Source organism: Methylobacterium carpenticola (assembly GCF_042748905.1).
In the GTDB taxonomy this organism is placed as follows: Bacteria; Pseudomonadota; Alphaproteobacteria; order Rhizobiales; family Beijerinckiaceae; genus Methylobacterium; species Methylobacterium carpenticola.
Window position 1 is genome coordinate 6,674,287 of record NZ_JBHZEO010000001.1, and the last position, 19,647, is coordinate 6,693,933.

At 71.7% G+C, this 19,647-nt stretch carries 21 protein-coding genes; 9 read left to right on the forward strand and 12 right to left on the reverse strand.

The annotated features are described in order from the left end of the window. Window positions 1-208 precede the first annotated feature (208 nt). The 4 genes from ACE101_RS30885 (at window position 209) to rpoN (ending at window position 6,467) form a co-directional block, all read left to right on the forward strand. Entirely contained in the window at window positions 209-3,052 is a 2,844-nt protein-coding gene (locus ACE101_RS30885; protein WP_502361939.1) for a [protein-PII] uridylyltransferase, read from the forward strand. A gap of 58 nt (window positions 3,053-3,110) precedes the next feature. Continuing rightward, window positions 3,111-3,734 (forward strand): nucleotide exchange factor GrpE, encoded by a 624-nt coding sequence (grpE, locus tag ACE101_RS30890; RefSeq protein WP_379138218.1) that lies wholly within the window; start codon window positions 3,111-3,113, stop codon window positions 3,732-3,734. Window positions 3,735-3,872: 138 nt separating this feature from the next. Beyond that, window positions 3,873-4,721 (forward strand): LPS export ABC transporter ATP-binding protein, encoded by an 849-nt coding sequence (gene lptB, locus ACE101_RS30895; protein WP_379138219.1) that lies wholly within the window; start codon window positions 3,873-3,875, stop codon window positions 4,719-4,721. Between the two features lie 207 nt (window positions 4,722-4,928). After that, window positions 4,929-6,467, forward strand: a complete 1,539-nt coding sequence (gene rpoN, locus ACE101_RS30900) for an RNA polymerase factor sigma-54 (protein ID WP_379138222.1) — start codon at window positions 4,929-4,931, stop codon at window positions 6,465-6,467. Between the two features lie 132 nt (window positions 6,468-6,599). Here rpoN and msuE read toward each other — a convergent pair whose 3' ends face one another. Together msuE and ACE101_RS30910 are read right to left on the reverse strand one after the other, a co-directional pair. Further along, window positions 6,600-7,181 (reverse strand): FMN reductase, encoded by a 582-nt coding sequence (gene msuE, locus ACE101_RS30905; RefSeq protein WP_379138224.1) that lies wholly within the window; start codon window positions 7,179-7,181, stop codon window positions 6,600-6,602. Between the two features lie 240 nt (window positions 7,182-7,421). After that, window positions 7,422-8,105: an HAD family hydrolase gene (locus ACE101_RS30910; protein WP_379138225.1), complete on the reverse strand. Its 684-nt coding sequence runs from the start codon at window positions 8,103-8,105 to the stop codon at window positions 7,422-7,424. 135 nt (window positions 8,106-8,240) lie between these two features. On the opposite strand from ACE101_RS30910, the gene ACE101_RS30915 reads away from it, so the two are divergent. After that, the gene (locus ACE101_RS30915) at window positions 8,241-8,561 is read left to right on the forward strand and encodes a PetM family of cytochrome b6f complex subunit 7 (protein WP_379138228.1); all 321 of its coding nucleotides are present in this window, start codon (window positions 8,241-8,243) and stop codon (window positions 8,559-8,561) included. Between the two features lie 94 nt (window positions 8,562-8,655). Continuing rightward, window positions 8,656-9,321: a peptide-methionine (S)-S-oxide reductase MsrA gene (gene msrA, locus ACE101_RS30920; RefSeq protein ID WP_379138231.1), complete on the forward strand. Its 666-nt coding sequence runs from the start codon at window positions 8,656-8,658 to the stop codon at window positions 9,319-9,321. 28 nt (window positions 9,322-9,349) lie between these two features. Here the strand turns inward: msrA and mepA are convergent, their stop codons facing one another. Next, entirely contained in the window at window positions 9,350-10,303 is a 954-nt protein-coding gene (gene mepA / locus ACE101_RS30925; RefSeq protein ID WP_379138234.1) for a penicillin-insensitive murein endopeptidase, read from the reverse strand. Between the two features lie 179 nt (window positions 10,304-10,482). On the opposite strand from mepA, the gene ACE101_RS30930 reads away from it, so the two are divergent. Next, window positions 10,483-10,857: a PRC-barrel domain-containing protein gene (locus tag ACE101_RS30930; RefSeq protein WP_379139059.1), complete on the forward strand. Its 375-nt coding sequence runs from the start codon at window positions 10,483-10,485 to the stop codon at window positions 10,855-10,857. 4 nt (window positions 10,858-10,861) lie between these two features. Here the strand turns inward: ACE101_RS30930 and ACE101_RS30935 are convergent, their stop codons facing one another. Genes ACE101_RS30935 through ACE101_RS30955 form a run of 5 tightly spaced genes read right to left on the reverse strand, consistent with a single transcriptional unit; the run spans window position 10,862 to window position 13,196 of the window. Next, window positions 10,862-11,179, reverse strand: a complete 318-nt coding sequence (locus ACE101_RS30935) for a hypothetical protein (RefSeq protein ID WP_379138236.1) — start codon at window positions 11,177-11,179, stop codon at window positions 10,862-10,864. Between the two features lie 29 nt (window positions 11,180-11,208). Further along, on the reverse strand, window positions 11,209-11,622 hold the full coding sequence (locus tag ACE101_RS30940; RefSeq protein ID WP_379138239.1) for an EVE domain-containing protein: 414 nt from the start codon (window positions 11,620-11,622) through the stop codon (window positions 11,209-11,211). Between the two features lie 40 nt (window positions 11,623-11,662). After that, window positions 11,663-12,115 carry an opioid growth factor receptor-related protein gene (locus tag ACE101_RS30945; protein WP_379138240.1) on the reverse strand — a complete coding sequence of 151 codons (453 nt, stop codon included), beginning with the start codon at window positions 12,113-12,115 and terminating at the stop codon, window positions 11,663-11,665. Between the two features lie 5 nt (window positions 12,116-12,120). Then, window positions 12,121-13,047: a site-specific tyrosine recombinase XerD gene (locus ACE101_RS30950; protein ID WP_379138243.1), complete on the reverse strand. Its 927-nt coding sequence runs from the start codon at window positions 13,045-13,047 to the stop codon at window positions 12,121-12,123. Continuing rightward, entirely contained in the window at window positions 13,044-13,196 is a 153-nt protein-coding gene (locus ACE101_RS30955) for a histidine kinase (RefSeq protein WP_379138246.1), read from the reverse strand. Before ACE101_RS30955 ends, ACE101_RS30950 begins: the two co-directional genes overlap by 4 nt. Before the next feature lie 240 nt (window positions 13,197-13,436). On the opposite strand from ACE101_RS30955, the gene ACE101_RS30960 reads away from it, so the two are divergent. Both ACE101_RS30960 and aroB read left to right on the forward strand, forming a co-directional pair. Continuing rightward, a complete protein-coding gene (locus ACE101_RS30960; protein ID WP_379138248.1) occupies window positions 13,437-14,042 on the forward strand; it encodes a shikimate kinase in 606 nt (201 codons plus the stop codon). Then, complete coding sequence (aroB, locus tag ACE101_RS30965) at window positions 14,039-15,151, forward strand: 3-dehydroquinate synthase (protein WP_379138252.1); 1,113 nt, start codon at window positions 14,039-14,041, stop codon at window positions 15,149-15,151. Before ACE101_RS30960 ends, aroB begins: the two co-directional genes overlap by 4 nt. Window positions 15,152-15,586: 435 nt before the next feature. Here aroB and lpdA read toward each other — a convergent pair whose 3' ends face one another. The 4 genes from lpdA to ACE101_RS30985 form a co-directional block, all read right to left on the reverse strand. Further along, on the reverse strand, window positions 15,587-16,987 hold the full coding sequence (gene lpdA, locus ACE101_RS30970) for a dihydrolipoyl dehydrogenase (protein ID WP_379138254.1): 1,401 nt from the start codon (window positions 16,985-16,987) through the stop codon (window positions 15,587-15,589). Between the two features lie 70 nt (window positions 16,988-17,057). Beyond that, entirely contained in the window at window positions 17,058-17,801 is a 744-nt protein-coding gene (locus tag ACE101_RS30975) for an SDR family oxidoreductase (protein WP_379138257.1), read from the reverse strand. A 234-nt stretch (window positions 17,802-18,035) separates the two neighbouring features. Then, a complete protein-coding gene (gene odhB, locus ACE101_RS30980; RefSeq protein WP_379138260.1) occupies window positions 18,036-19,289 on the reverse strand; it encodes a 2-oxoglutarate dehydrogenase complex dihydrolipoyllysine-residue succinyltransferase in 1,254 nt (417 codons plus the stop codon). Window positions 19,290-19,320: 31 nt separating this feature from the next. Beyond that, window positions 19,321-19,647 carry a YciI family protein gene (locus ACE101_RS30985; RefSeq protein ID WP_379138263.1) on the reverse strand — a complete coding sequence of 109 codons (327 nt, stop codon included), beginning with the start codon at window positions 19,645-19,647 and terminating at the stop codon, window positions 19,321-19,323.

The following is a 19,647-nucleotide window of genomic DNA, read 5'->3' on the forward strand; positions in this document are numbered from 1 at the left end:
TCTGTCGGTTATGGGAGCGTGGCTTAGAGCATTTCCCCCCGGAGGGGAAACCGGGCCGTCGACGAAACTGCGGCAAAGCCAAGGACTAGGGTGAGATCTCAGGACCGCCAGGGCGGGGCGGGCAAGCAGGGGCCCGCCGCCCCGAAGGCGGCCTGTGGATTGCAAGCGCGGCACCGGATAGACAGGGTGCGGGCGACCGTCGGCCTGGATCCCGTCTCGTCCCTCCCCGTCCTCCTCCCGTCCCTGGGGCCGCATGCCCGACACAGCCGCCGCTCTCGCCCAGCTCCTCGCCAGCATCGACCAGACCGCGAGCGACCCCACCCGCCTGCGCGAGCGGCTGGTCCCGGGCCTGCGCCGGATCATCGAGGAGGGGCGCGCCGAGGCCGAGCGCAGGCTGATGGCCCATCGCGACGGGCTCGCCTGCGCCCGCGAGATCTGCGGCCTGATGGATGCGGTGGTGCAGGCGATCTACGGGGCCGTGGTGAAGCGGCTCTACCGGGCTGACAACCCGACCGCGGGCGAGCACATCGCCGTGGTGGCGACGGGCGGCTACGGCCGCGGCACGCTGGCGCCGGGCTCCGACATCGATCTCCTGTTCCTGCTGCCCTACAAGCAGACGGCCTGGGGCGAGAGCGTCGTCGAGGCGATGCTCTACGTGCTGTGGGACCTCAAGCTGAAGGTCGGCCACGCCACGCGCTCGGTGGCGGAGTGCCTGCGCGAGGGCCGCGCGGACATGACGATCCGCACCGCGCTCCTCGAAGCCCGCTTCCTGTTCGGCGACCGGGCGCTGTTCGACGAACTCGCCATCCGCTTCGACAAGGAGGTGGTGCAGGGCACGGCGGCGGAATTCGTCGAGGCCAAGCTCAAGGAGCGCGACACGCGGGTCTCGAAGGGGGGGGCCTCCCGCTACCTCGTCGAGCCGAACGTGAAGGACGGCAAGGGCGGGCTTCGCGACCTCAACACCCTGTTCTGGATCGCCAAATACACCTTCCGGGTGAAGGAGACCGAGGAGCTGGTCGAGGCCGGCCTGTTCACCGCGGACGAGCTGCGGCTGTTCGACCGCTGCGAGGAATTCCTGTGGCGGGTGCGCTGCCACATGCACTTCGCCACCGGCCGGGCCGAGGAGCGCCTCTCCTTCGGGTTGCAGCCGCGCATCGCCGAGCGGCTCGGCTACGCCCCGCGCGGCGGCCTGACCGCCGTCGAGCGCTTCATGAAATCCTATTTCCTGATCGCCAAGGACGTGGGCGACCTCACCGCCATCGTCTGCGCCGAGATGGAGGCGCGCCACACCAAGCGCCCGCCGGTGCTCAATCGCTGGTTCGGGCGCCTCAAGGAGCGGTTCAGCGCCCCCGAACTCGAGGCGGACGATTTCCGCATCGACAACGGCCGGCTGAACCTGCGCGACGACGCCGCCTTCGAGCGCGACCCGGTCAACCTGATCCGCCTGTTCTGGCTCTCGGACCGGCACGACCTCGCCATCCACCCGGATGCGAGCCGGCTCGCCACCCGCTCGCTCAGCCTGATCGGGCCGATGGTGCGGGTCGACCCGGAGGCGAACCGCCTGTTCCTCGAATTGCTGACCTCGCAGAACGCCCCCGAGACGGTGCTGCGGCACATGAACGAGACCGGCGTGCTCGGGCGCTTCGTGCCGGATTTCGGCCGCATCGTCGCGATGATGCAGTTCAACATGTACCACCACTTCACGGTGGACGAGCACCTGATCCGCTCGCTCGGCGTGCTGGCCAAGATCGAGAGCGGCGAGGCGAAGGACGAGCATCCGGTGGCGCACCGGATCTGCGCCACCATCCGCAACCGCCGCGCCCTCTACGTGGCGACCTTCCTGCACGACATCGCCAAGGGGCGCAAAGAGGACCACTCGATCGCGGGCGCCGCGGTGGCCCGCAAGCTCGGGCCGCGCCTGGGCCTGGAGCCGGCCGAGACCGCCACCGTGGCGTGGCTGATCGAGCACCACCTCCTGATGTCGATCACCGCCCAGAGCCGCGACCTCTCCGACCCGAAGACCATCGAGACCTTCGCGGGCGTGGTGCAGAGCCTGGAGCGGCTGAAGCTCCTCTTCGTGCTCACGGTGGCGGACATCAAGGCGGTGGGGCCGGGCGTGTGGACCGCCTGGAAGGCGACGCTCCTGCGCACCCTGTTCTACGAGACCGAGGTGGTGCTCTCGGGGGGCCATTCCGAGATCGCCCGCACCGACCGCGTCCGCCTGCTGCAGATGCGCCTGCGCGAGCAGCTCGCCGACTGGAGCGCCGAGGAGTTCGACGCCTACGCGACCCGGCTCTACGCGCCCTACTGGCTCAAGGTCGACGCGGCCCGCCAGATCAAGAACGCCCGCTTCATCCGCCAGGCCCTGGCGGAGGAGCGCGAGGTCGCCACCCATTTCGAGACGGACGCCTCGCGGGGCATCACCGAACTCACCGTCTACTCGCCGGACCACCCGCGGCTGCTCGCCATCCTCACCGGGGCCTGCGCGGCGGCGGGCGGCAACATCGTGGACGCGCAGATCTTCACCACCGCCGACGGCTTCGTCCTCGACACGATCACCCTCTCGCGCGCCTTCGACCAGGACGAGGACGAGATGCGCCGGGCCGGCCGCATCGCCACGGCGATCGAACGGGCGCTCAAGGGCGAGATCCGCATCGCCGACCTCGTCGCCGACCGCCATCCGCGCAAGGACCGGCCGCGCACCTTCCAGGTCGCGCCCGACCTCTCGATCGACAACGCCCTGTCCTCCCGCGAGACGGTGCTGGAGATCTCGGGCCTCGACCGGCCGGGCCTGCTCTACGACCTCACCACGGTGCTGAGCCGGCTCAACCTCAACATCACCTCGGCGCATGTGGCGACCTTCGGCGAGCGGGCGGTGGACGTGTTCTACGTGACCGACCTCACCGGCACCAAGATCACCCAGCCCGACCGGCAGGCGACGATCCGACGGGCGGTGATGGGCGTGTTCGAGGGCGATGGCGCCTCCGGCCGGACGCCGCAGAAGCGGGCCGGACCGGCCCGCCCGAAGGCCGCGGCCGGCGGCGAAGCTTGATTTCGGGCTTGCCAGACCTGATATCAGCGCCTTCCCAATCCCTCGTTGTGGAACGACGATGACGCCGAACGACACGGAGACTGCCGCGCGCCCGCTGCCCGAGGGGGCCGCGGACCCGGCCCAGGATGCGGCCGGCGCGCCCGACACCCCTGCCCGCTCCTCGCAGGCGGATGCGCTGGCGGCCCTCGAAGCCGAGAAGCTCGACCTCAAGGACAAGCTTCTGCGCACGCTCGCCGACATGGAGAACCTGCGCCGCCGCACGGAGCGCGAGGTGGCGGATGCCCGCACCTACGCGGTGACGAACTTCGCCCGCGACATGCTCAACGTGGCCGACAACGTGCGCCGCGCCCTCGACAGCGTGCCGGCCGACCAGCGCGAGACGGCCGAGGGCGCCCTGAAGGCGCTCCTCGACGGGATCGAGCTCACCGGCCGCGACCTCGCCAAGTCCCTGGAGCGCCACGGCGTGCGCCCGGTGGAGCCGCAGGGCCAGCGCTTCGACCCGAACCTGCATCAGGCGATGTTCGAGGTGCCCAACCCCGACGTCGCCAACGGCACCGTCGTCCAGGTGGTGCAGACCGGCTACGTGATCGGCGACCGCGTGCTGCGACCGGCCCTGGTCGGCGTCTCGAAGGGCGGCCCCAAGGAAACCGCCAAGGACGGTCCGAAGCCCGCCGAGGCGTGAGCCCCGCCGGCGCGGCCGGTGGCCGCGCTTCGGCGCCGCGTTGCGGCCGGTCGGCCGGTCCGCTAACACCCGGTCGATCATCGGTGAGGCCGCTCGGGGCGGAGAGGCCGGCACGGTGGAAGCGAGAGAGCGCCCCGTTTGACGTCGTCCTCCGTCCTGCCGCCCCGGGCCGAATCGGTCCCGGTCTTCTCCCGGTTGGCGCGCCTGTTCGGCCGCGCCCGACCGCGGCCGGCCGTGGACGGGACCGCCGAGGCCCTCGGCGGCGCCGGCATCCTGGCGGTCCACGGCCTGCGCAAGAGCTACGGCGCCCGCACCGTGGTGCACGAGGCGGGCCTGTCCGTCCAGACCGGCGAGGCGGTGGGGCTGCTCGGGCCGAACGGCGCGGGCAAGACCACGATCTTCTACATGATCACCGGCCTCGTCTCGGCGGACCGGGGCATCATCAGCCTCGATGGGCGCGAGATCACGCGCCTGCCGATGTATCAGCGGGCGCGGCTCGGCATCGGCTACCTGCCGCAGGAGGCCTCGATCTTCCGCGGCCTCAACGTCGAGGACAACATCCGGGCGGTGCTGGAGGTGGTGGAGCCCGACCGCAAGACCCGCGAGCGGCGCCTCGACGCGCTGCTCGAGGAATTCACCATCACCCGACTGCGCAAGTCGCCCGCGATCGCCCTGTCGGGCGGCGAGCGGCGGCGGCTCGAGATCGCCCGGGCGCTGGCCTCCTCGCCCTCCTTCGTGCTGCTCGACGAGCCCTTCGCGGGCATCGACCCGATCGCGGTGGGCGACATCCAGGATCTCGTGATGCACCTCAAGGGCCGCGGCATCGGGGTGCTGATCACCGACCACAACGTGCGCGAGACGCTGGGCCTCATCGACCGCGCCTATATCGTCCATTCCGGACGCATCCTCACCGAGGGCACGCCCGACGAGATCGTCGCCAACGACGATGTCCGCCGCCTGTATCTCGGCGAGGATTTCCGCCTGTAATCCCCTGCCTTAACGTCATCATCGGCATGGTGACGGTGGCGCCCCGCCGCGGGCGGGCGCATTCTCGCGTCGTGCGATCGGCGGTGGATGGGGAAAACCGTCTGCTTTGACGGACACGCACGATCGGTTTAAACCTGCATAGACGAATCGAAGCAAAAATCGTGCCGAACCCGGATGTAACCCGGGGCGCACCACCGGGGCAGGCAGATGGGATTGTTGCAACGGCTCGAGATGCGTCAGGGCCAGGCCCTGGTGATGACGCCGCAGCTCCTGCAGGCGATCAAGCTGTTGCAGCTCTCCCACCTCGACCTCGCCGCCTACGTCGATGCCGAACTCGAACGCAATCCGCTCCTGGAGCGGGCGGAGGTCGAGGAGTCCCGGGGCGAGGCGACCGAGGCGCCGGCCGCGGAATCCTTCGACGGCGAAGGCGGGTTCGAGGGCGAGGCGGCGGAGAGCTGGCTGGCTCAGGACCTCAACCCGAGCCGGGGGGAGATCGAGAGCGACCTCGGCACCCGTCTCGACAACGTCTTTCCCGACGACGGCCCGGCGGCCCGCGAATTGCCCTCCGGCGACAGCCTATCGCTCACCCCGGCGCCCTGGGGCAATGCGGGCGGCAGCTTCGACGGGGAGAGCCCGGATTTCGAGGCGACGCTCACCAGCGAATCGTCCCTGCACGACCACCTCGCCTCCCAGCTCGACCTCGCGACGCGCGATCCGGTGGAGCGTCTGGTCGGCGGCTTCCTGATCGACGCCGTGGACGAGGCCGGCTACCTGCGCGAGGATCTCGGCGGTCTCGCCGAGCGGCTCGGCGTCGGGCTCGCCTTGGTCGAGCGGGTGCTCGGCATCGTGCAGGGCTTCGATCCCTCGGGCATCTGCGCCCGCGACCTCGCCGAGTGCCTGAGCATCCAGCTGCGCGAGCGCGACCGCTTCGACCCGGCCATGCAGGCGCTGGTCTCGCGCCTCGACCTCGTGGCCAAGCGCGACCTCGCGGCCCTGCGGCGCCTCTGCGGCGTCGACGACGAGGATCTCGCCGAGATGCTCGCCGAGCTGCGCCAGCTCGACCCGAAGCCCGGCCGGGCCTTCGGCGGCGGACCCGTCGAGGTGCTGGTGCCGGACGTGTTCGTGCGGCCGGCCCCGGACGGGTCCTGGCTGGTGGAGCTGAACAGCGAGGCGCTGCCGCGCGTCCTCGTCAACCAGAGCTACTACGCCACCGTGTCGCGCGGGGCGAAGAACGACACCGACAAGGCCTTCCTGTCGGATTGCCTGCAGACCGCCAACTGGCTCACCCGCAGCCTGGAGCAGCGCGCCCGCACCATCCTGAAGGTGGCGAGCGAGATCGTGCGCCAGCAGGACGGGTTCTTCCTCAACGGGGTGGCGCATCTGCGCCCGCTCAACCTGAAGACGGTGGCCGACGCGATCGGCATGCACGAATCCACGGTCTCGCGGGTGACCTCGAACAAGTCGATCGGCACCAGCCGCGGCACCTTCGAGATGAAGTACTTCTTCACCGCGGCGATTCCCGGCGCGGCCGGCGCGGCGGCCCATTCCTCGGAGGCGGTGCGCCACCGCATCAAGCAGCTCATCGACGCGGAGGCGGACGACGTGCTGTCGGACGACGCGCTCGTGCAGCGCCTGCGCGGCGAGGGCGTCGACATCGCCCGCCGCACGGTGGCGAAGTACCGGGAATCCCTGCGCATTCCCTCCTCCATCGAGCGCCGCCGCGAGCGGGCCGCGATGGCGCGCTGAGGCGGGCCCCGGAGGCGGCGGGCTGACGCCGGCGAGATGGTCGTGGTCCCCGTCCCGGCCTGCCCCCCGGCGCAGAAGCCCGCGACGACACCCGGACCATCCGCCGGACGTGAGGAGGGCGGTCCCCGAGGATCAGAGCACGGCCGCGGCCGGGGGCTGCGTCCGGGCGTTGCGGGCCGCCTCGGCGGTGTCGAGCAGATGCGCGAGTTCCGTCGCCGCCGCCGTCACCCGGGCGGCGACGCGCTCGTCCGTCACCACGCCGTCCTGGATCTCCGCCTCGCCCGCATAGACCGCGGTCGGCGCCACGTGGGCGGTGAAGAAGCCGAAGAGCGGGCGCAGCTGGTGCTCCACCATCAGCGCGTGGCGCGGACCACCGCCGGTCGCGGCGATCGCCACCGGCTTGCCGGCCAGGGCCTCGGGCGCCAGGAAATCGACCACGTGCTTGAACAGGCCCGAATAGGAGCCCTTGTAGACCGGCGAGCCCATGATCAGCCCGTCCGCGCCCTCGATCGCCTCGATGATCCGGGCGGCCGGCAGGGGCAGCGCGTCGCGACTCGTCACGCCGATGCCGGGGCCGGCATCCACGAGGTCGAAGACCTTGAGGTCGATGCGCCGCTGGCGCGCGAGATCCGCGGCGATCGCTTCGACCAGCACCCGGGTCCGGGACGGGCGGCCGGTATTGCCGGAGAAGGCGACGATGCGGGGAAGTCTCACGGCGTGGCTCCGTTCGCCGGGCGAGCCGGCGCTGGCAGGACAGGGGGCAACACGGCCCGGCCCCTCGGGTTCGGCAATCTGGACCGTCACGCCCCTCCCCGATGGCCTCGGGCCCGGCGGGGAGCGGGTGGCGCTGATGCCGAGATGTTGACGGCGGCCCGTTAAGTCAACCGGACCGCCGCGCCGACGCCCGGGGGCATGGAGAACGGATCCTTGCGGCAGGGCATGGTATCCGGCGCGTCAGGCCGCGATGAGATCCGGCAGGCGCCGGAAATCCTCGAAGACGAGGGCGGCGCCCGCCGCCAGGAGATCCGCCGCCGCGCGGTCGTGCCGCCAGTGCCCACCGCCGGAGAAGCCGAGCACCCGCATGCCCGCCGCCCGCGCCGCGCGCACGCCCGGCACGCTGTCCTCCACGACGAGGCAGGCGGCGGGATCCGCCCCCATCCGCTCGGCCGCGTAGAGGAAGAGGTCCGGGAACGGCTTGCCCCGCGCCACCATGCTGGCGCTGAACACGTGGCCGCCGAAGAGCGGCAGGAGCCCGGTGAGGGTCAGGGCGTGCGACAGCCGGGCCGGATCGCTGCTCGACGCCACGCAGCGCCGGTCCGGCAGGATCGCGAGCACCTCCGCGGCCCCCGCGATCGCGGTGAGTTCCGCCTCGAAGGCCCGCAGGGTGTCGGCCCGGACCTCGTCCACGAAGCCGGACGGCGCCGTCACGCCGTAATCGGTGGCGACATGGGCCATGATCGAGGTCATGCTGGTGCCGGTGAAGCGGCGCGCCACCGTGTCGAGGTCGATCGGCACCCCGATCCGGTTGAGGTTGTCCGTCAGCCGCGCGAGGCTGATCGGCTCGCTGTCGATCAGCACCCCGTCGCAATCGAAGATCACCAGGTCCGGCCGCCCGGCCGGCCTCTCGCCATCGCTCATGCGCGCTCCCGGCTCGGCCCCGCTTCGCGGCCTGCCCTGGCACGCGCGGGCGGTGCCGATCAAGGCCGCGCGGCGTCACGCTTGCGCGCCGCGCGTCGGCTCACTACTCCGGTTCGCGCCAGACGAGAGCCGTGCATGATCCGCTTCCTGGCCCGTATCCTCGGGCTCCTGTTCCTCGCCGCGGGCTTCGTCGGCTGCGTCTATGACGGGGCGCGGTCGATCGCCAACAACGCGCTGCTCGTCACCTCGGTGAGCGACCTCGCCCTCGCCCTGCTGAAGGACCGGGCCGCGAGCCTCCAGGCGGCGGCGGAGGGCAGCCAGCCGGCCCTGTGGAAGATGCTCGGCCTGCCGCTCACCCTCTCCCCGGCCGCCCCCATCGCGCTCGCGATCGGGCTGATGTTCCTGTGGCTCGGCCAGCCGCGGCGCACCGGGATCGGGACGCTGGTGCGGCCCTGATGGTTTAGCCCCGGCCCTGGAGCCGCAGCGCCCGCGTAACCATATCCCGTCCGTTGCCGAACATGACGACACACGTTCGAGACGGAGCGAGCCGATGCTGTTCTTCCGCAAGCGCGCCGAGATGCCGGCGCCCGACCAGATCCTGCCCGGCCGCCCGACGCCGCTCCCGACCGCCGAGCGCCACTTCGTCAACGGGCGCCCGCTGAAGGGCCCCTATCCGGAGGGGATCGAGACCGTCGTGTTCGGCCTCGGCTGCTTCTGGGGCGCCGAGCGCAAGTTCTGGCAGCGCGGCGACGGGATCTGGGTCACGGCGGTGGGCTATGCCGCCGGCACGACCCCGAACCCGACCTACGAGGAGGTCTGCACCGGCCTCACCGGTCACAACGAGGTGGTGCTCGTCGCCTACGATCCGGCCACGCTGCCCTTCGCCGAGCTGCTCAAGACCTTCTGGGAGAGCCACGACCCGACGCAGGGCATGCGCCAGGGCAACGATGTCGGCACGCAATACCGCTCGGGGATCTACCTCGCCGATGCGGAGCGCCGGGCGCAGGCCGAGGCCTCGCGCGACGCCTACGCGGAAGCCCTGCGGGCGCAGGGCTACGGGCCGATCACCACCGAGATCCGCGATCCCGGCCCGTTCTACTTCGCGGAGGCCTACCATCAGCAATACCTCGCCAAGAACCCGGCGGGCTATTGCGGCCTCGGCGGCACCGGCGTCGCCTGCCCGGTCGGCACCGGCGTGCGCAGCGCCGCGGAGTAAATCCCCTCCCCCGCTCGGCGAACGATGCTCAGCGCGCCTTCAGCACCGCCCGGCAGGCATCCGGCAGGGCCGCCAGGGTCATCGGCGGGCGCGGCTTGCCCTTCGGGCCCGGCTTGGGGTTCAGCACTGCGTCGCTGAACCAGTAATCGAGCTCGGACCCGCAGCCGTCGCCCGCGGGCGGCGGGTCCTGGTCCTTGCAGGCATGCTCGCCCGAGGGGCATTCGAGCCGGATATGGAAGTGGTAGTTGTGGCCGTACATCGGCCGCACCTTGGTGAGCCAGCGCCGGTCCGATCCCGCCTCGCGGCAGAGGGCGAGCTTGATCGCCGGGTTGACGAAGATCCGGGCCACCTCCGGCTGCTCGGCCACCATCCGGATCAGCCGGCCGTGCTCGGGCCGCCAGACCGACGGGTCGATGTCGCGCCGATCCGTCCGCACCACGTTGGTCGCCGACATCTCCTCGCGCTCGGCCCGGGTCAGGCGGCGGTCCGGCATCGGGGTGAGCCAGACATCGGCGTCGAGGCCGAGCTGGTGCGAGGCGTGGCCGGTGAGCATCGGGCCGCCCCGCGGCTGCGACATGTCGCCGACGAGGAGGCCGGGCCAGCCCGCGCGGGCCGGGGCCTTGGCGGCGACCCGCTCGAGGAAGGCGACGAGGCGCGGGTGCCCCCAGTTCCGGTTGCGGGACAGGCGCATCACCTGCCAGCTCGGCCCGTCGATCGGCAGCGCCTCGGCGCCCGCCACGCAGCCGCGGGCGTAGGAGCCGATCGATTGCGGCGGCAGGCTCGCCGGCGTGGTGGCGCGCCCGAACAGGGCCTTGGCGGGCGTCGACGGATCGTCGGGATTGGCGAGCGGCGGCAGCGGCTTGGGGTCGAGGGTGCCGCGATCCTGGGCGCGGGCGGGCAGAGCCAAGAGGGCGAGGGACGCCGGGGCGAGGTGCGCCAGGGCGAGGGCCGTCAGGGCGAGGGCGAGCGGGCGAATCGGCATGGGAGAAGGCTAGACCGGGGCGCGCGGCGGCGAAACCGGCGGGACGTCGCGGCCAAGCAGCCGGGAACCGGCCCGGCCCGGAACAGCCCGGCCGGCGCGGCGTTGCTCGGGCAATGATGGAGACCCCGAGGAGACTCCCGATGACCACCGTTGCACCGACCGTGGGCGACCGCTCCGACATGGGCAGCACCACCACCAACGAGACGAGCACGCTGATCGCGAGCGACCGCGTCGAGGGCACCGCCGTGCGCCGCCCCAACGGCGACAGCCTCGGGCGGATCGAGCGCCTGATGATCGAGAAGACCTCCGGCCGCGTCGTCTACGCGGTGATGAGCTTCGGAGGCTTCCTGGGGATCGGCGAGGGCTACTACACGATCCCGTGGAGCGCCCTGCACTTCAACCCGGAGATGGACGCCTACCAGATCGACCTCAGCGAGGAGCAGCTGCGGGGCGCCCCCCAGCGCTCGGCCGAGGGGCAGGACCCGTCCTCCGACCGCGCCTGGGAGGAGCACGTGCACCGCTATTACAACGCGCATCCCTACTGGATGGCCTGAGACTTCAGCGCTCCTCCGTCCAGCGGCAGACGCTGCTGTCCTTGACCTTCAGGCAGAGATAGGGCGTGCCGCCGATCGTGACCCGGTCGTCCACGCCCGCGATGCGGTCGGCAGGAGTCATCGCGCAGCCGAGGTGATCGGCCTGCGGCTGCGCGAACAGGGCGGCCACGAGGGCGGGATCGCCCTTGGTGTCGTGCAGGAGGATGCGCAGATTGGCGAGCGCGAGGCAGGTCAGCACCGGCTCGGCCGTGCGGCGCGGCGCGGGCTTCGCCTTCTGGGCGAGCGCTCCGGGCGACAGGCCGATGGCGAGAAGCACCGCCACGGCCGCACGGCGCAGGGACCCGCTCGCCCTCACAATCCCCCCATCGCCCGGATCAGGGCCCATTCGCCGTCGGTCACCGGCTGCACCGAGAGCCGGGAATTGTTCACCAGCACCATGTCCTTGAGGCGCGGCTCGGCCTTGATGGCGTCGAGCGTCACGGGCCGCGGCAGGGCCTCCACGGCCTTCACGTCGACCATGCCGAAGCGGCCCGACGCGTCGGTATGGTCCGGGTAGTAGCTCCGGATCACCGCGACGATGCCGACGACCGCCTTGCCCTCGTTCGAATGATAGAAGAAGCCCTGCTCGCCGACCTGCATCGCCTGCAGCTGCTTCTTGGCGAGGTGGTTGCGCACCCCGTTCCAGAACGTGCCGGCCTCGCCCGCCGCCACCTGCTGGTCCCAGCTCCAGGTGGACGGCTCGGACTTGAAGAGCCAATGCGCCATCGCGGCCGATCTCCCTGACGATCCTCGATTCGAGCCGACGCTACGCCACCGCCCGTTTCCAGAACGCGACGCTCTCGCGGTTCACGGGGTGGCCGGCCGCCGCATCCCGCGCGAGCACGGCCGCGAGGAAGGCCTCGGCCTCCTCCGGCCCCAGGAGGTCGCCGAGCGCGGTGAGGATGCGGGTGATGCGCAGGTGGTTGTGGTCGCGGGCGGTGAGCCAGCCATCGGTCCTGGCGTAGAACAGCCGCATCCGGTCGCGCGCCGCCGCGAGCCCCGCCCGCGCCGCGGGATCGGCGCGGATCGCATCGGCCTCCCCGGCTCCGAGCACCGGCGCGCCCGGCACCGCCCGGCTGGCCTCGCGGAGCGGGAAGCACCACTGGATGAAGTCGTGCACGGCCTCGATGCGCAGGTCGTCGAAGGCGAGCACCTCGGCGAGGAGGCGCCCGCGCCCGTCGCGGCCCTGCCCGGCGAGGAAGGCGTGGATCGGTCCCATGGAACTCACCCGTCCGAGAGGGGGTGGAGGTCGCGCACCATGCTCTTCAGGCGCTCGTCGAGCACGTGGGTGTAGATCTGCGTCGTCGAGATGTCGGCATGGCCGAGCAGCTCCTGCACCACCCGCAGGTCGGCGCCGTTCTGGAGCAGGTGGCTGGCGAAGGCGTGGCGCAGGACGTGCGGGCTCACCCGGTCCGCCCGGATGCCGGCCGCGGCGGCCACCCCCTTGAGGTCGCGCGCGAAGGCCTGCCGGGTGAGGTGGCCGCTCTCGCTGTCGGCGGGGAACAGCCAGGGGCCGGGCGCCGTGAGATGCGCCAGATGCGCGCTCATCGCCGCGCGCGCCACCTCGGTGAGCGGCACCAGCCGCTCGCGCCCGCCCTTGCCGCGCACCATCAGGTAGCGCTCCTTGGTGAGGGCGGCGCTGCGCGGCAGGGAGACGAGTTCCGAGACGCGCAGGCCCGTGGCGTAGAGGAGTTCGAGCAGGCAGAGCAGGCGCTGGGCCCGGGCCGCCTCGCCGGCATGGGGCGCCTGCGCCACCGCGTCCTTGGCGACGGCGAGCAGCCGGTCGACCTCCGCCACGGAGAGCACCTTGGGCAGGGCCTGCCCGCGCTTCGGCCCCGAGACGGGGGCGGTCGGATCCGTGGGGGCGTAGCCCTCGGCATAGAGGAAGCGGTGGAAGCCGCGGATGCAGGAGAGGCGCCGCGCCGCCGAGGAGGCCTTGAGGCCCCGCGCGTCGAGATCCGCCATGTAGGCCCGCACCACGGGCGGCTCGACCGCGGCCGGATCGAGCCCCTCCGCCCCCAGATGGGCGAGATAGTCGTCGAGGTCGCGTCGGTAGGCCGCCAGGGTGTTCGGCGAGGCGCCGCGCTCGGCCGCCAGCATGTCGAGATAGGGCTGCATCAGCCCCGCGCGGGCTTGCGCGCCCCGGCTCATCGGTTACCGGGCTGGAGCTTCGAACTCGGGATCGTCACGGTGATCTCCCGGGGCGTCGGTTCGACGAAGGTCGCCAGCGCGAACATCGCCGCGAAGACGATCCCGGCCAGGATCGCCACGATGGCCAGGAAACGGAAGAGGGTCGGCACGTCGGGCGGGCCTCGCAGGGTCGGGCGGCGGAGCGCGGGAGATGCGTCTTCGCGGGTGCAGTGCCGCACGGTTCGACCATGCACCCGCCCGCGAGGCAAGGGACGCGGTGGCGCGGCCGGCGGAAACGCGGCGGCTGTTGCGCCCGCGCCCGCGTGCCGGTGGATGACGGCCCAAAATCCATCCGCGGCCGGCCACCTCCCGCGTTTCCCGCCGCATGGAAAACAGGCTAAGAACGCCGCATGATTGACCCTTCTCCCCCGGACGAGACGATCGAGACTCGCGTACGGCGCGGACTCGGCCAGCGCTCCATCGTCCTCGTCGGGCTGATGGGGGCGGGCAAGAGCACGGTCGGGCGGCGGCTCGCCGGCCGTCTCGGCATGATCTTCATGGACGCCGACCACGAGATCGAGGCCGCGGCGGGCCTCACCATCGCGGACATCTTCGCGATCTACGGAGAGACGAGCTTCCGCGACGGCGAGGAGCGGGTGATCGCCCGCCTGCTGCGCGACGGGCCCATGGTGCTGGCGACCGGCGGCGGCGCCTTCATGCGCCCCGAGACGCGCCGCCGGATCGGCGAGCGTGGGGTCTCGGTCTGGCTCAAGGCCGAACTCGACGTGCTGATGCGCCGGGTGCGCAAGCGGCCGGGCCGCCCCCTGCTGCAGAACGAGGATCCCGAAGGAACGATGCGCCGGCTCATGGATATTCGCCACCCCGTCTACGGCAGCGCCGACGTGATGGTGCTGTCCCGGGACGTCTCGCACGACCGGGTCGTGCAGGACGTGCTCGAAGGGCTCGACGGCTACTTCGCCACCGATGCGACGAGCCGGAGCGTCGCCGCCCAATGACCGCGCGCGAGACCGTGCACGTTCCGCTCAACGGCGGGCGCGCCTACGACATCCTGGTCGGCCGGGGCCTCCTGGCCGAGGTGGGGACCCGCTGCGCCGCCCTCGGCGCCCGGGCGGTCGCCGTGGTGAGCGACACCAATGTGGCGGGCCTCTACGGCGAGGCCGTGCTGGGGGCGCTCGGCGCGGCGGGCCTGCGGACCGCCCTCGTCACCGTGCCGCCGGGCGAGGGCTCGAAGAGCTACGCGGCCTTCACGGAGGTCTGCGACGCGCTCCTCGCCCACCGCATTGAGCGGCGCGACCTCGTGCTCGCCCTCGGCGGCGGCGTGGTCGGGGACCTCGCCGGCTTCGCCGCCGCGGTGCTGCGCCGCGGCGTGCGCTTCGTGCAGGCGCCGACGAGCCTGCTCGCCCAGGTCGATTCCTCGGTGGGCGGCAAGACCGGCATCAATTCCCCGCACGGCAAGAACCTGATCGGCGCCTTCCACCAGCCGAGCCTGGTGCTGGCGGACACGGCCGCCCTCGACACCCTGTCCCCGCGCGAGATGCGCGCGGGCTATGCCGAGGTGGCGAAATACGGGCTGATCGACGATCCCGACTTCTTCGCGTGGTGCGAGGCCAACTTCGCCGAGATCTTCTCCGGCGGCCCCGCGCGCGAGCGCGCCGTGGCCTCCTGCTGCCGCGCCAAGGCTGGGGTGGTGGTGCGGGACGAGCGCGAGGACGGGGAACGGGCTTTGCTCAACCTCGGCCACACGTTCGCGCACGCGCTGGAGCGCCTGACGCATTACGATTCGGCGCGGCTCGTGCACGGCGAGGCGGTGGCGATCGGCCTGGCGCTGGCCTTCCGCTTCTCGGCCCGGCTCGGCCTCTGCCCGGGCCAGGATGCGGGCCGGGTCGCCAACCACCTCGCACTCGCCGGCCTGCCGACCAGCCTCGCCCAGGTGCCGGGCGGCAGCGGCGATGCCGACCAACTCCTCGACGCCATGCGGCAGGACAAGAAGGTGCGCGACGGGGCGCTGACCTTCATCCTGGCCCGCGGCATCGGGAGCAGCTTCATCGCCCCGGGGATCGAGGCGGCCTCGGTGCGGGCCTTCCTGGCGGAGGAGCTGGGCTGATCGCCCTCACGGCTCTCTCGTCGGGACCGCGCCGACGAGGGCCGCCTTTCTGATCAGAGCCCGGTCGAGGAAGGCGGAGCAGTGCTCCGCGCGGCCGAGGCGCCGGACGCAGCAGCACGCCGTCCGGCGTGTCCTCGACGAGGAAGCGGGTGCCGACGGATCGCCGTCGGGAGAAGAACCTGCCCGTCCGGCGAGAGCGTCGTGATCCGGTCGTCGGCCTGGGCCGTCGCCTCACCCGTTACCATGAGCCACGACATCAGGCGTGCCGATGCGCAGCCTCAAGCGAGGCGGCCGCGATGCCGCACGCGGCGGCTCGCGGCCGTTCCTCCGTCATACGGTTTCCGGATGATCGCTTCGCGATGCGGAAACCGGCCTCGCTCAGGCGCCGCGCGGGCTCGTGATACGGTTTCCGAAAGTGATCTTCCGGAAACCTTATCACATGTGCAGGGCGCGCTTCTCCACGGCCAGCGCCGCCTCCTTGACCGCCTCGGTCAGGGTCGGGTGGGCGTGGCAGGTGCGGGCGATGTCCTCCGAGGAGGCGCCGAATTCCATCGCCACCGCGACCTCCATGATGAGGTTGCCCGCGTCGGGCCCGACGATGTGCACGCCGAGCACCCGGTCGGTCTTGGCATCCGCCAGCACCTTCACGAAGCCGTCCGTGGTGTGGTTGACCTTGGCGCGGCCATTCGCCGTGAAGGGGAACTTACCCACGTTGTAGGCGATCCCGTCCTTCTTCAGCTCCTCCTCGGTCTTGCCCACCGAGGCGACCTCCGGCGTGGTGTAGACCACGTTCGGGATCACGCCGTAATTCACGTGGCCCGCCTTGCCGGCCAGGACCTCGGCCACCGCGACGCCCTCGTCCTCGGCCTTGTGCGCCAGCATCGGCCCCGCGATCACATCGCCGATGGCGTAGATGCCGGTGACGTTCGTGGCGTAGTGGTTGTCCGTGAGGATCCGGCCCTTGTTGTCGCGCTGCACGCCCACCGTGTCGAGGCCGAGACCAGCCGTGTAGGGCACGCGCCCGATCGCGACCAGCACCACGTCCGCGTCGAGGGTCTCGGCCGCGCCGCCGGCGGCCGGCTCCACCGTCACCTTGGCGCCCGCATTGGTGCGCTCGACGCCCGTGACCTTCGAGGAGAGGCGGAACTTGACGCCCTGCTTCTCCAGGATGCGCTGGAACTGCTTGCCGACCTCGCCGTCCATGCCGGGCAGGACCCGGTCGAGATACTCGACCACCGTCACCTCGGAGCCGAGGCGGCGCCAGACCGAGCCGAGCTCGAGCCCGATCACGCCGGCCCCGATGATCAGGAGCTTGCCGGGCACCGCCTTGAGATCGAGGGCGCCCGTCGAGGACACCACCACCTCCTCGTCGATCGTCACGCCGGGCAGGTTCGCCACGTCCGAGCCCGTCGCGATGACGATGTTCTTGGTCTCCAAGAGGTGGTTGCCGCCGTCCTCCGACTGCACCTCGACCCGGCCCGCGCCCGCGAGGCGGCCGACGCCCTGGAAGCTCTCGACGCCGTTCTTCTTGAGGAGGAAGGCGACGCCCTTGGTGTTGCCGTCCACGCCCTCCTGCTTGAAGGCCATCATCCTGGCGAGGTCGAGCTGCGGCTCGCCCACCGTGATGCCGAGCACCGGCAGGTGCTTGGTGGTCTCCTCGAAGGCCTCGGAGGCGTGGAGCAGCGCCTTGGAGGGGATGCAGCCGACGTTCAGGCAGGTGCCGCCATGGGTCGCGCGCTTCTCGACCACGGCGGTCTTCAGGCCGAGCTGGGCCGCCCGGATGGCGCAGACGTAGCCGCCAGGGCCGGTGCCGATGACGACGAGATCGTAGGACATGGTCGAGAACCCGCGAGTTGGCCGGCGGCGCGGGGGCGCCGGGCCGGCATTCCGATGACGAGAGGGAGGCTCAGCGGCCGCCCGAGACCGTGAGGTTGGCCCCGGTGGCATAGGAGGCTTCGTCCGACAGGAGCCAGACGATGGGGGCGGCGATCTCCTCGGCGGTGCCGGCCCGCTTCATGGGCACCAGGGGGCCGAGGCGCGCGAGCCGGTCCGGCTGGCCGCCGCTGGCATGGATCTCGGTCTCGATCAGGCCGGGCGACACCGCATTGACGCGGATGCCCTCGTCCGCGACCTCGACCGCGAGTCCGGTGGTGAAGGTATCGATGGCGCCCTTCGAGGCCGCGTAATCGACGTACTGGCCCGGGGCGCCGAGCCGGGCGGCCACCGAGGACAGGTTGACGATGACGCCGCCCTGGCCGCCATGCTTGGTCGACATCCGCCGCACCGCCTGGGCCGCGCAGAGGAAGGAGCCGACGATGTTGGTGGTCATCATGCGGGTGAGGCGGGCGGCGGTCATCTCATCGACCCGGGCCGCGTAATCCACGACGCCCGCGTTGTTGACGAGGCCGCCGAGAGGGCCGAGGGCGTCCGCCGCCGTGAACAGGTCGGCAACCTCGCTCTCGACCGCCACGTCGCCCTTCACCGCCAGCGCCTTGCCGCCGCCGGCCTCGATCTCCCGCACCACGGCCTCGGCCGCGTCGCGGTTCGCCACGTAGGAGAGGCAGACGATCCAGCCGCGCTGCGCCGCGAGGAGCGAGACCGCCCGCCCGATGCCGCGGCTCCCGCCGGTGACGACCAAGACCTTGTCCATCGCGCGCCGTCCTCCATCAGAAACGTGTGCTGAACCCCTCCGGCTTAGCGCGGGATCCCCCCTCTCCCGTTCGGGAGAGGGGCGCAGGGGTGAGGGTGGCTCGGCTTCAGGATCAAGCCGGAAGCGTTGAGCCGCCAGCGGGACGGTTCAGGGTCCAGGCGGCGCCGTCTCCACCTTCACCCCGACCCCTCTCCCACCCGGGAGAGGGGATCCCGCGCCGGAGATTTCGAACGATCAGAGGTCGAGGACGAGGCGCGCCGGGTCCTCCAGCGCCTCCTTGACCCGCACCAGGAAGGTGACGGCCTCCTTCCCGTCCACGATCCGGTGATCGTAGGACAGGGCGAGGTACATCATCGGCCGCACCTCGATCTTGCCGGCCCGCACCACCGGCCGCTCCTCGATGCGGTGCATGCCGAGGATGCCCGATTGCGGCGCGTTGAGGATCGGCGTCGACATCAGCGAGCCGTAGATGCCGCCGTTGGTGATCGTGAAGGTGCCGCCCTGCATCTCGTCGATGGAGAGCTTGCCGTCGCGGGCCTTGCGGCCGAAATTCGCGATCGTCTTCTCAACGCCCGCGATCGACAGGTTGTCGGCGTCGCGCACCACCGGCACGACCAAGCCCTTATCGGTGCCGACCGCGATGCCGATGTGATAGTAGTTCTTGTAGACGATGTCCTGGCCGTCGATCTCGGCGTTCACCGCCGGGACGTCCTTCAGGGCCTGGATCACCGCCTTGGTGAAGAAGCCCATGAAGCCGAGCTTCGTGCCGTGCTTCTTCTCGAAGACGTCCTTGTACTGCTGGCGCAGGGCCATCACGGCGCTCATGTCGACGTCGTTGAACGTCGTCAGCATGGCGGCGATGTTCTGCGCGTCCTTGAGGCGCCGGGCGATGGTTTGGCGCAGCTTGGTCATCCGGACGCGCTCCTCGCGGGCGGCATCGTCCGGCGCGGAGGGCGCGCGGGCCACCTGCGGCAGCGGCGCGGGCGCGGAAGCGGGGGCCGGGGCGGAGGCCGCCGCCAGCATGTCGCCCTTGGTCACGCGGCCGTCCTTGCCGCTGCCGTGGAGGGCCGCGGGGTCGACGCCGGTCTCCTGGGCGAGGCGGGCCACGGCCGGGCCGTGGTCCTGGCTCGGGCGGGCACCCGCCGGGGCCGCATCGCCGTGGCTGCCGTAGGAGGCCGAGGAGGTCTGGGCCGGCTTCTCGGCGGGCGCGGGCTTGGTGGCCGGGGCCGGCTCGGCGGCGCCGTTGCCGGCGCCCTCGACGATCGAGCCGAGCAGCGCGCCGGGCTCCACCGTCTCGCCGTCCTTGGCGACGATGTCGCCGAGCTTGCCGGAGGCGGGGGCGTTGACCTCGAGGGTCACCTTGTCGGTCTCGAGTTCGACCAGCGGCTCGTCGGCCTTGACGGTGTCGCCGGGCTTCTTGAACCAGCGGCCGATCGTGGCCTCGTTCACGGACTCGCCCAGGGTCGGGACGCGAATTTCGGTGGCCATGGCATCGCGCCCCGGAGCGGGGCGCCTCCTCTCAATGAGCGGGAACGGATGGGATGGCCGCGGCAGGCGCAAGGCTCAGCTGCGGCATGGGATGGATCTCGTAACGGAAGCCGAGGCCGGCGGCGACGACGGGATCGGCCTGCGTGAAGGCCTGCGCCTCCGCCGCATCGGCGACCGCGAGGAGGCCGAGGCCCCAGGCCCCGGCCGGATCGAGGACGGGACCGAAGGCGAGGACCGTGCGGCCGAGGGCGCCGTGCCAGTGGGCGACATGCGCCCGCATCGCCTCCCCTTCCCGGGGCGTCATGTCCCCGGGAAAGGTCGCCCGGGGGGCGACGAGCCGGCAGAGGAAGAAGGCCAT

Coding starts and splice junctions, on each gene's coding strand:
- mepA (WP_379138234.1), bottom strand. CDS start 10,303: ATGCCGATTCGCCCGCTCGCCCTCGCCCTGACGGCCCTCGCCCTGGCG.
- ACE101_RS30950 (WP_379138243.1), bottom strand. CDS start 13,047: ATGAGCCGGGGCGCGCAAGCCCGCGCGGGGCTGATGCAGCCCTATCTC.
- ACE101_RS30945 (WP_379138240.1), bottom strand. CDS start 12,115: ATGGGACCGATCCACGCCTTCCTCGCCGGGCAGGGCCGCGACGGGCGC.
- ACE101_RS30940 (WP_379138239.1), bottom strand. CDS start 11,622: ATGGCGCATTGGCTCTTCAAGTCCGAGCCGTCCACCTGGAGCTGGGAC.
- ACE101_RS30915 (WP_379138228.1), top strand. CDS start 8,241: ATGATCCGCTTCCTGGCCCGTATCCTCGGGCTCCTGTTCCTCGCCGCG.
- rpoN (WP_379138222.1), top strand. CDS start 4,929: ATGGGATTGTTGCAACGGCTCGAGATGCGTCAGGGCCAGGCCCTGGTG.
- grpE (WP_379138218.1), top strand. CDS start 3,111: ATGACGCCGAACGACACGGAGACTGCCGCGCGCCCGCTGCCCGAGGGG.
- ACE101_RS30975 (WP_379138257.1), bottom strand. CDS start 17,801: ATGGACAAGGTCTTGGTCGTCACCGGCGGGAGCCGCGGCATCGGGCGG.
- msrA (WP_379138231.1), top strand. CDS start 8,656: ATGCTGTTCTTCCGCAAGCGCGCCGAGATGCCGGCGCCCGACCAGATC.
- ACE101_RS30960 (WP_379138248.1), top strand. CDS start 13,437: ATGATTGACCCTTCTCCCCCGGACGAGACGATCGAGACTCGCGTACGG.
- aroB (WP_379138252.1), top strand. CDS start 14,039: ATGACCGCGCGCGAGACCGTGCACGTTCCGCTCAACGGCGGGCGCGCC.
- ACE101_RS30985 (WP_379138263.1), bottom strand. CDS start 19,647: ATGGCCTTCTTCCTCTGCCGGCTCGTCGCCCCCCGGGCGACCTTTCCC.
- ACE101_RS30910 (WP_379138225.1), bottom strand. CDS start 8,105: ATGAGCGATGGCGAGAGGCCGGCCGGGCGGCCGGACCTGGTGATCTTC.
- odhB (WP_379138260.1), bottom strand. CDS start 19,289: ATGGCCACCGAAATTCGCGTCCCGACCCTGGGCGAGTCCGTGAACGAG.
- lpdA (WP_379138254.1), bottom strand. CDS start 16,987: ATGTCCTACGATCTCGTCGTCATCGGCACCGGCCCTGGCGGCTACGTC.
- ACE101_RS30930 (WP_379139059.1), top strand. CDS start 10,483: ATGGGCAGCACCACCACCAACGAGACGAGCACGCTGATCGCGAGCGAC.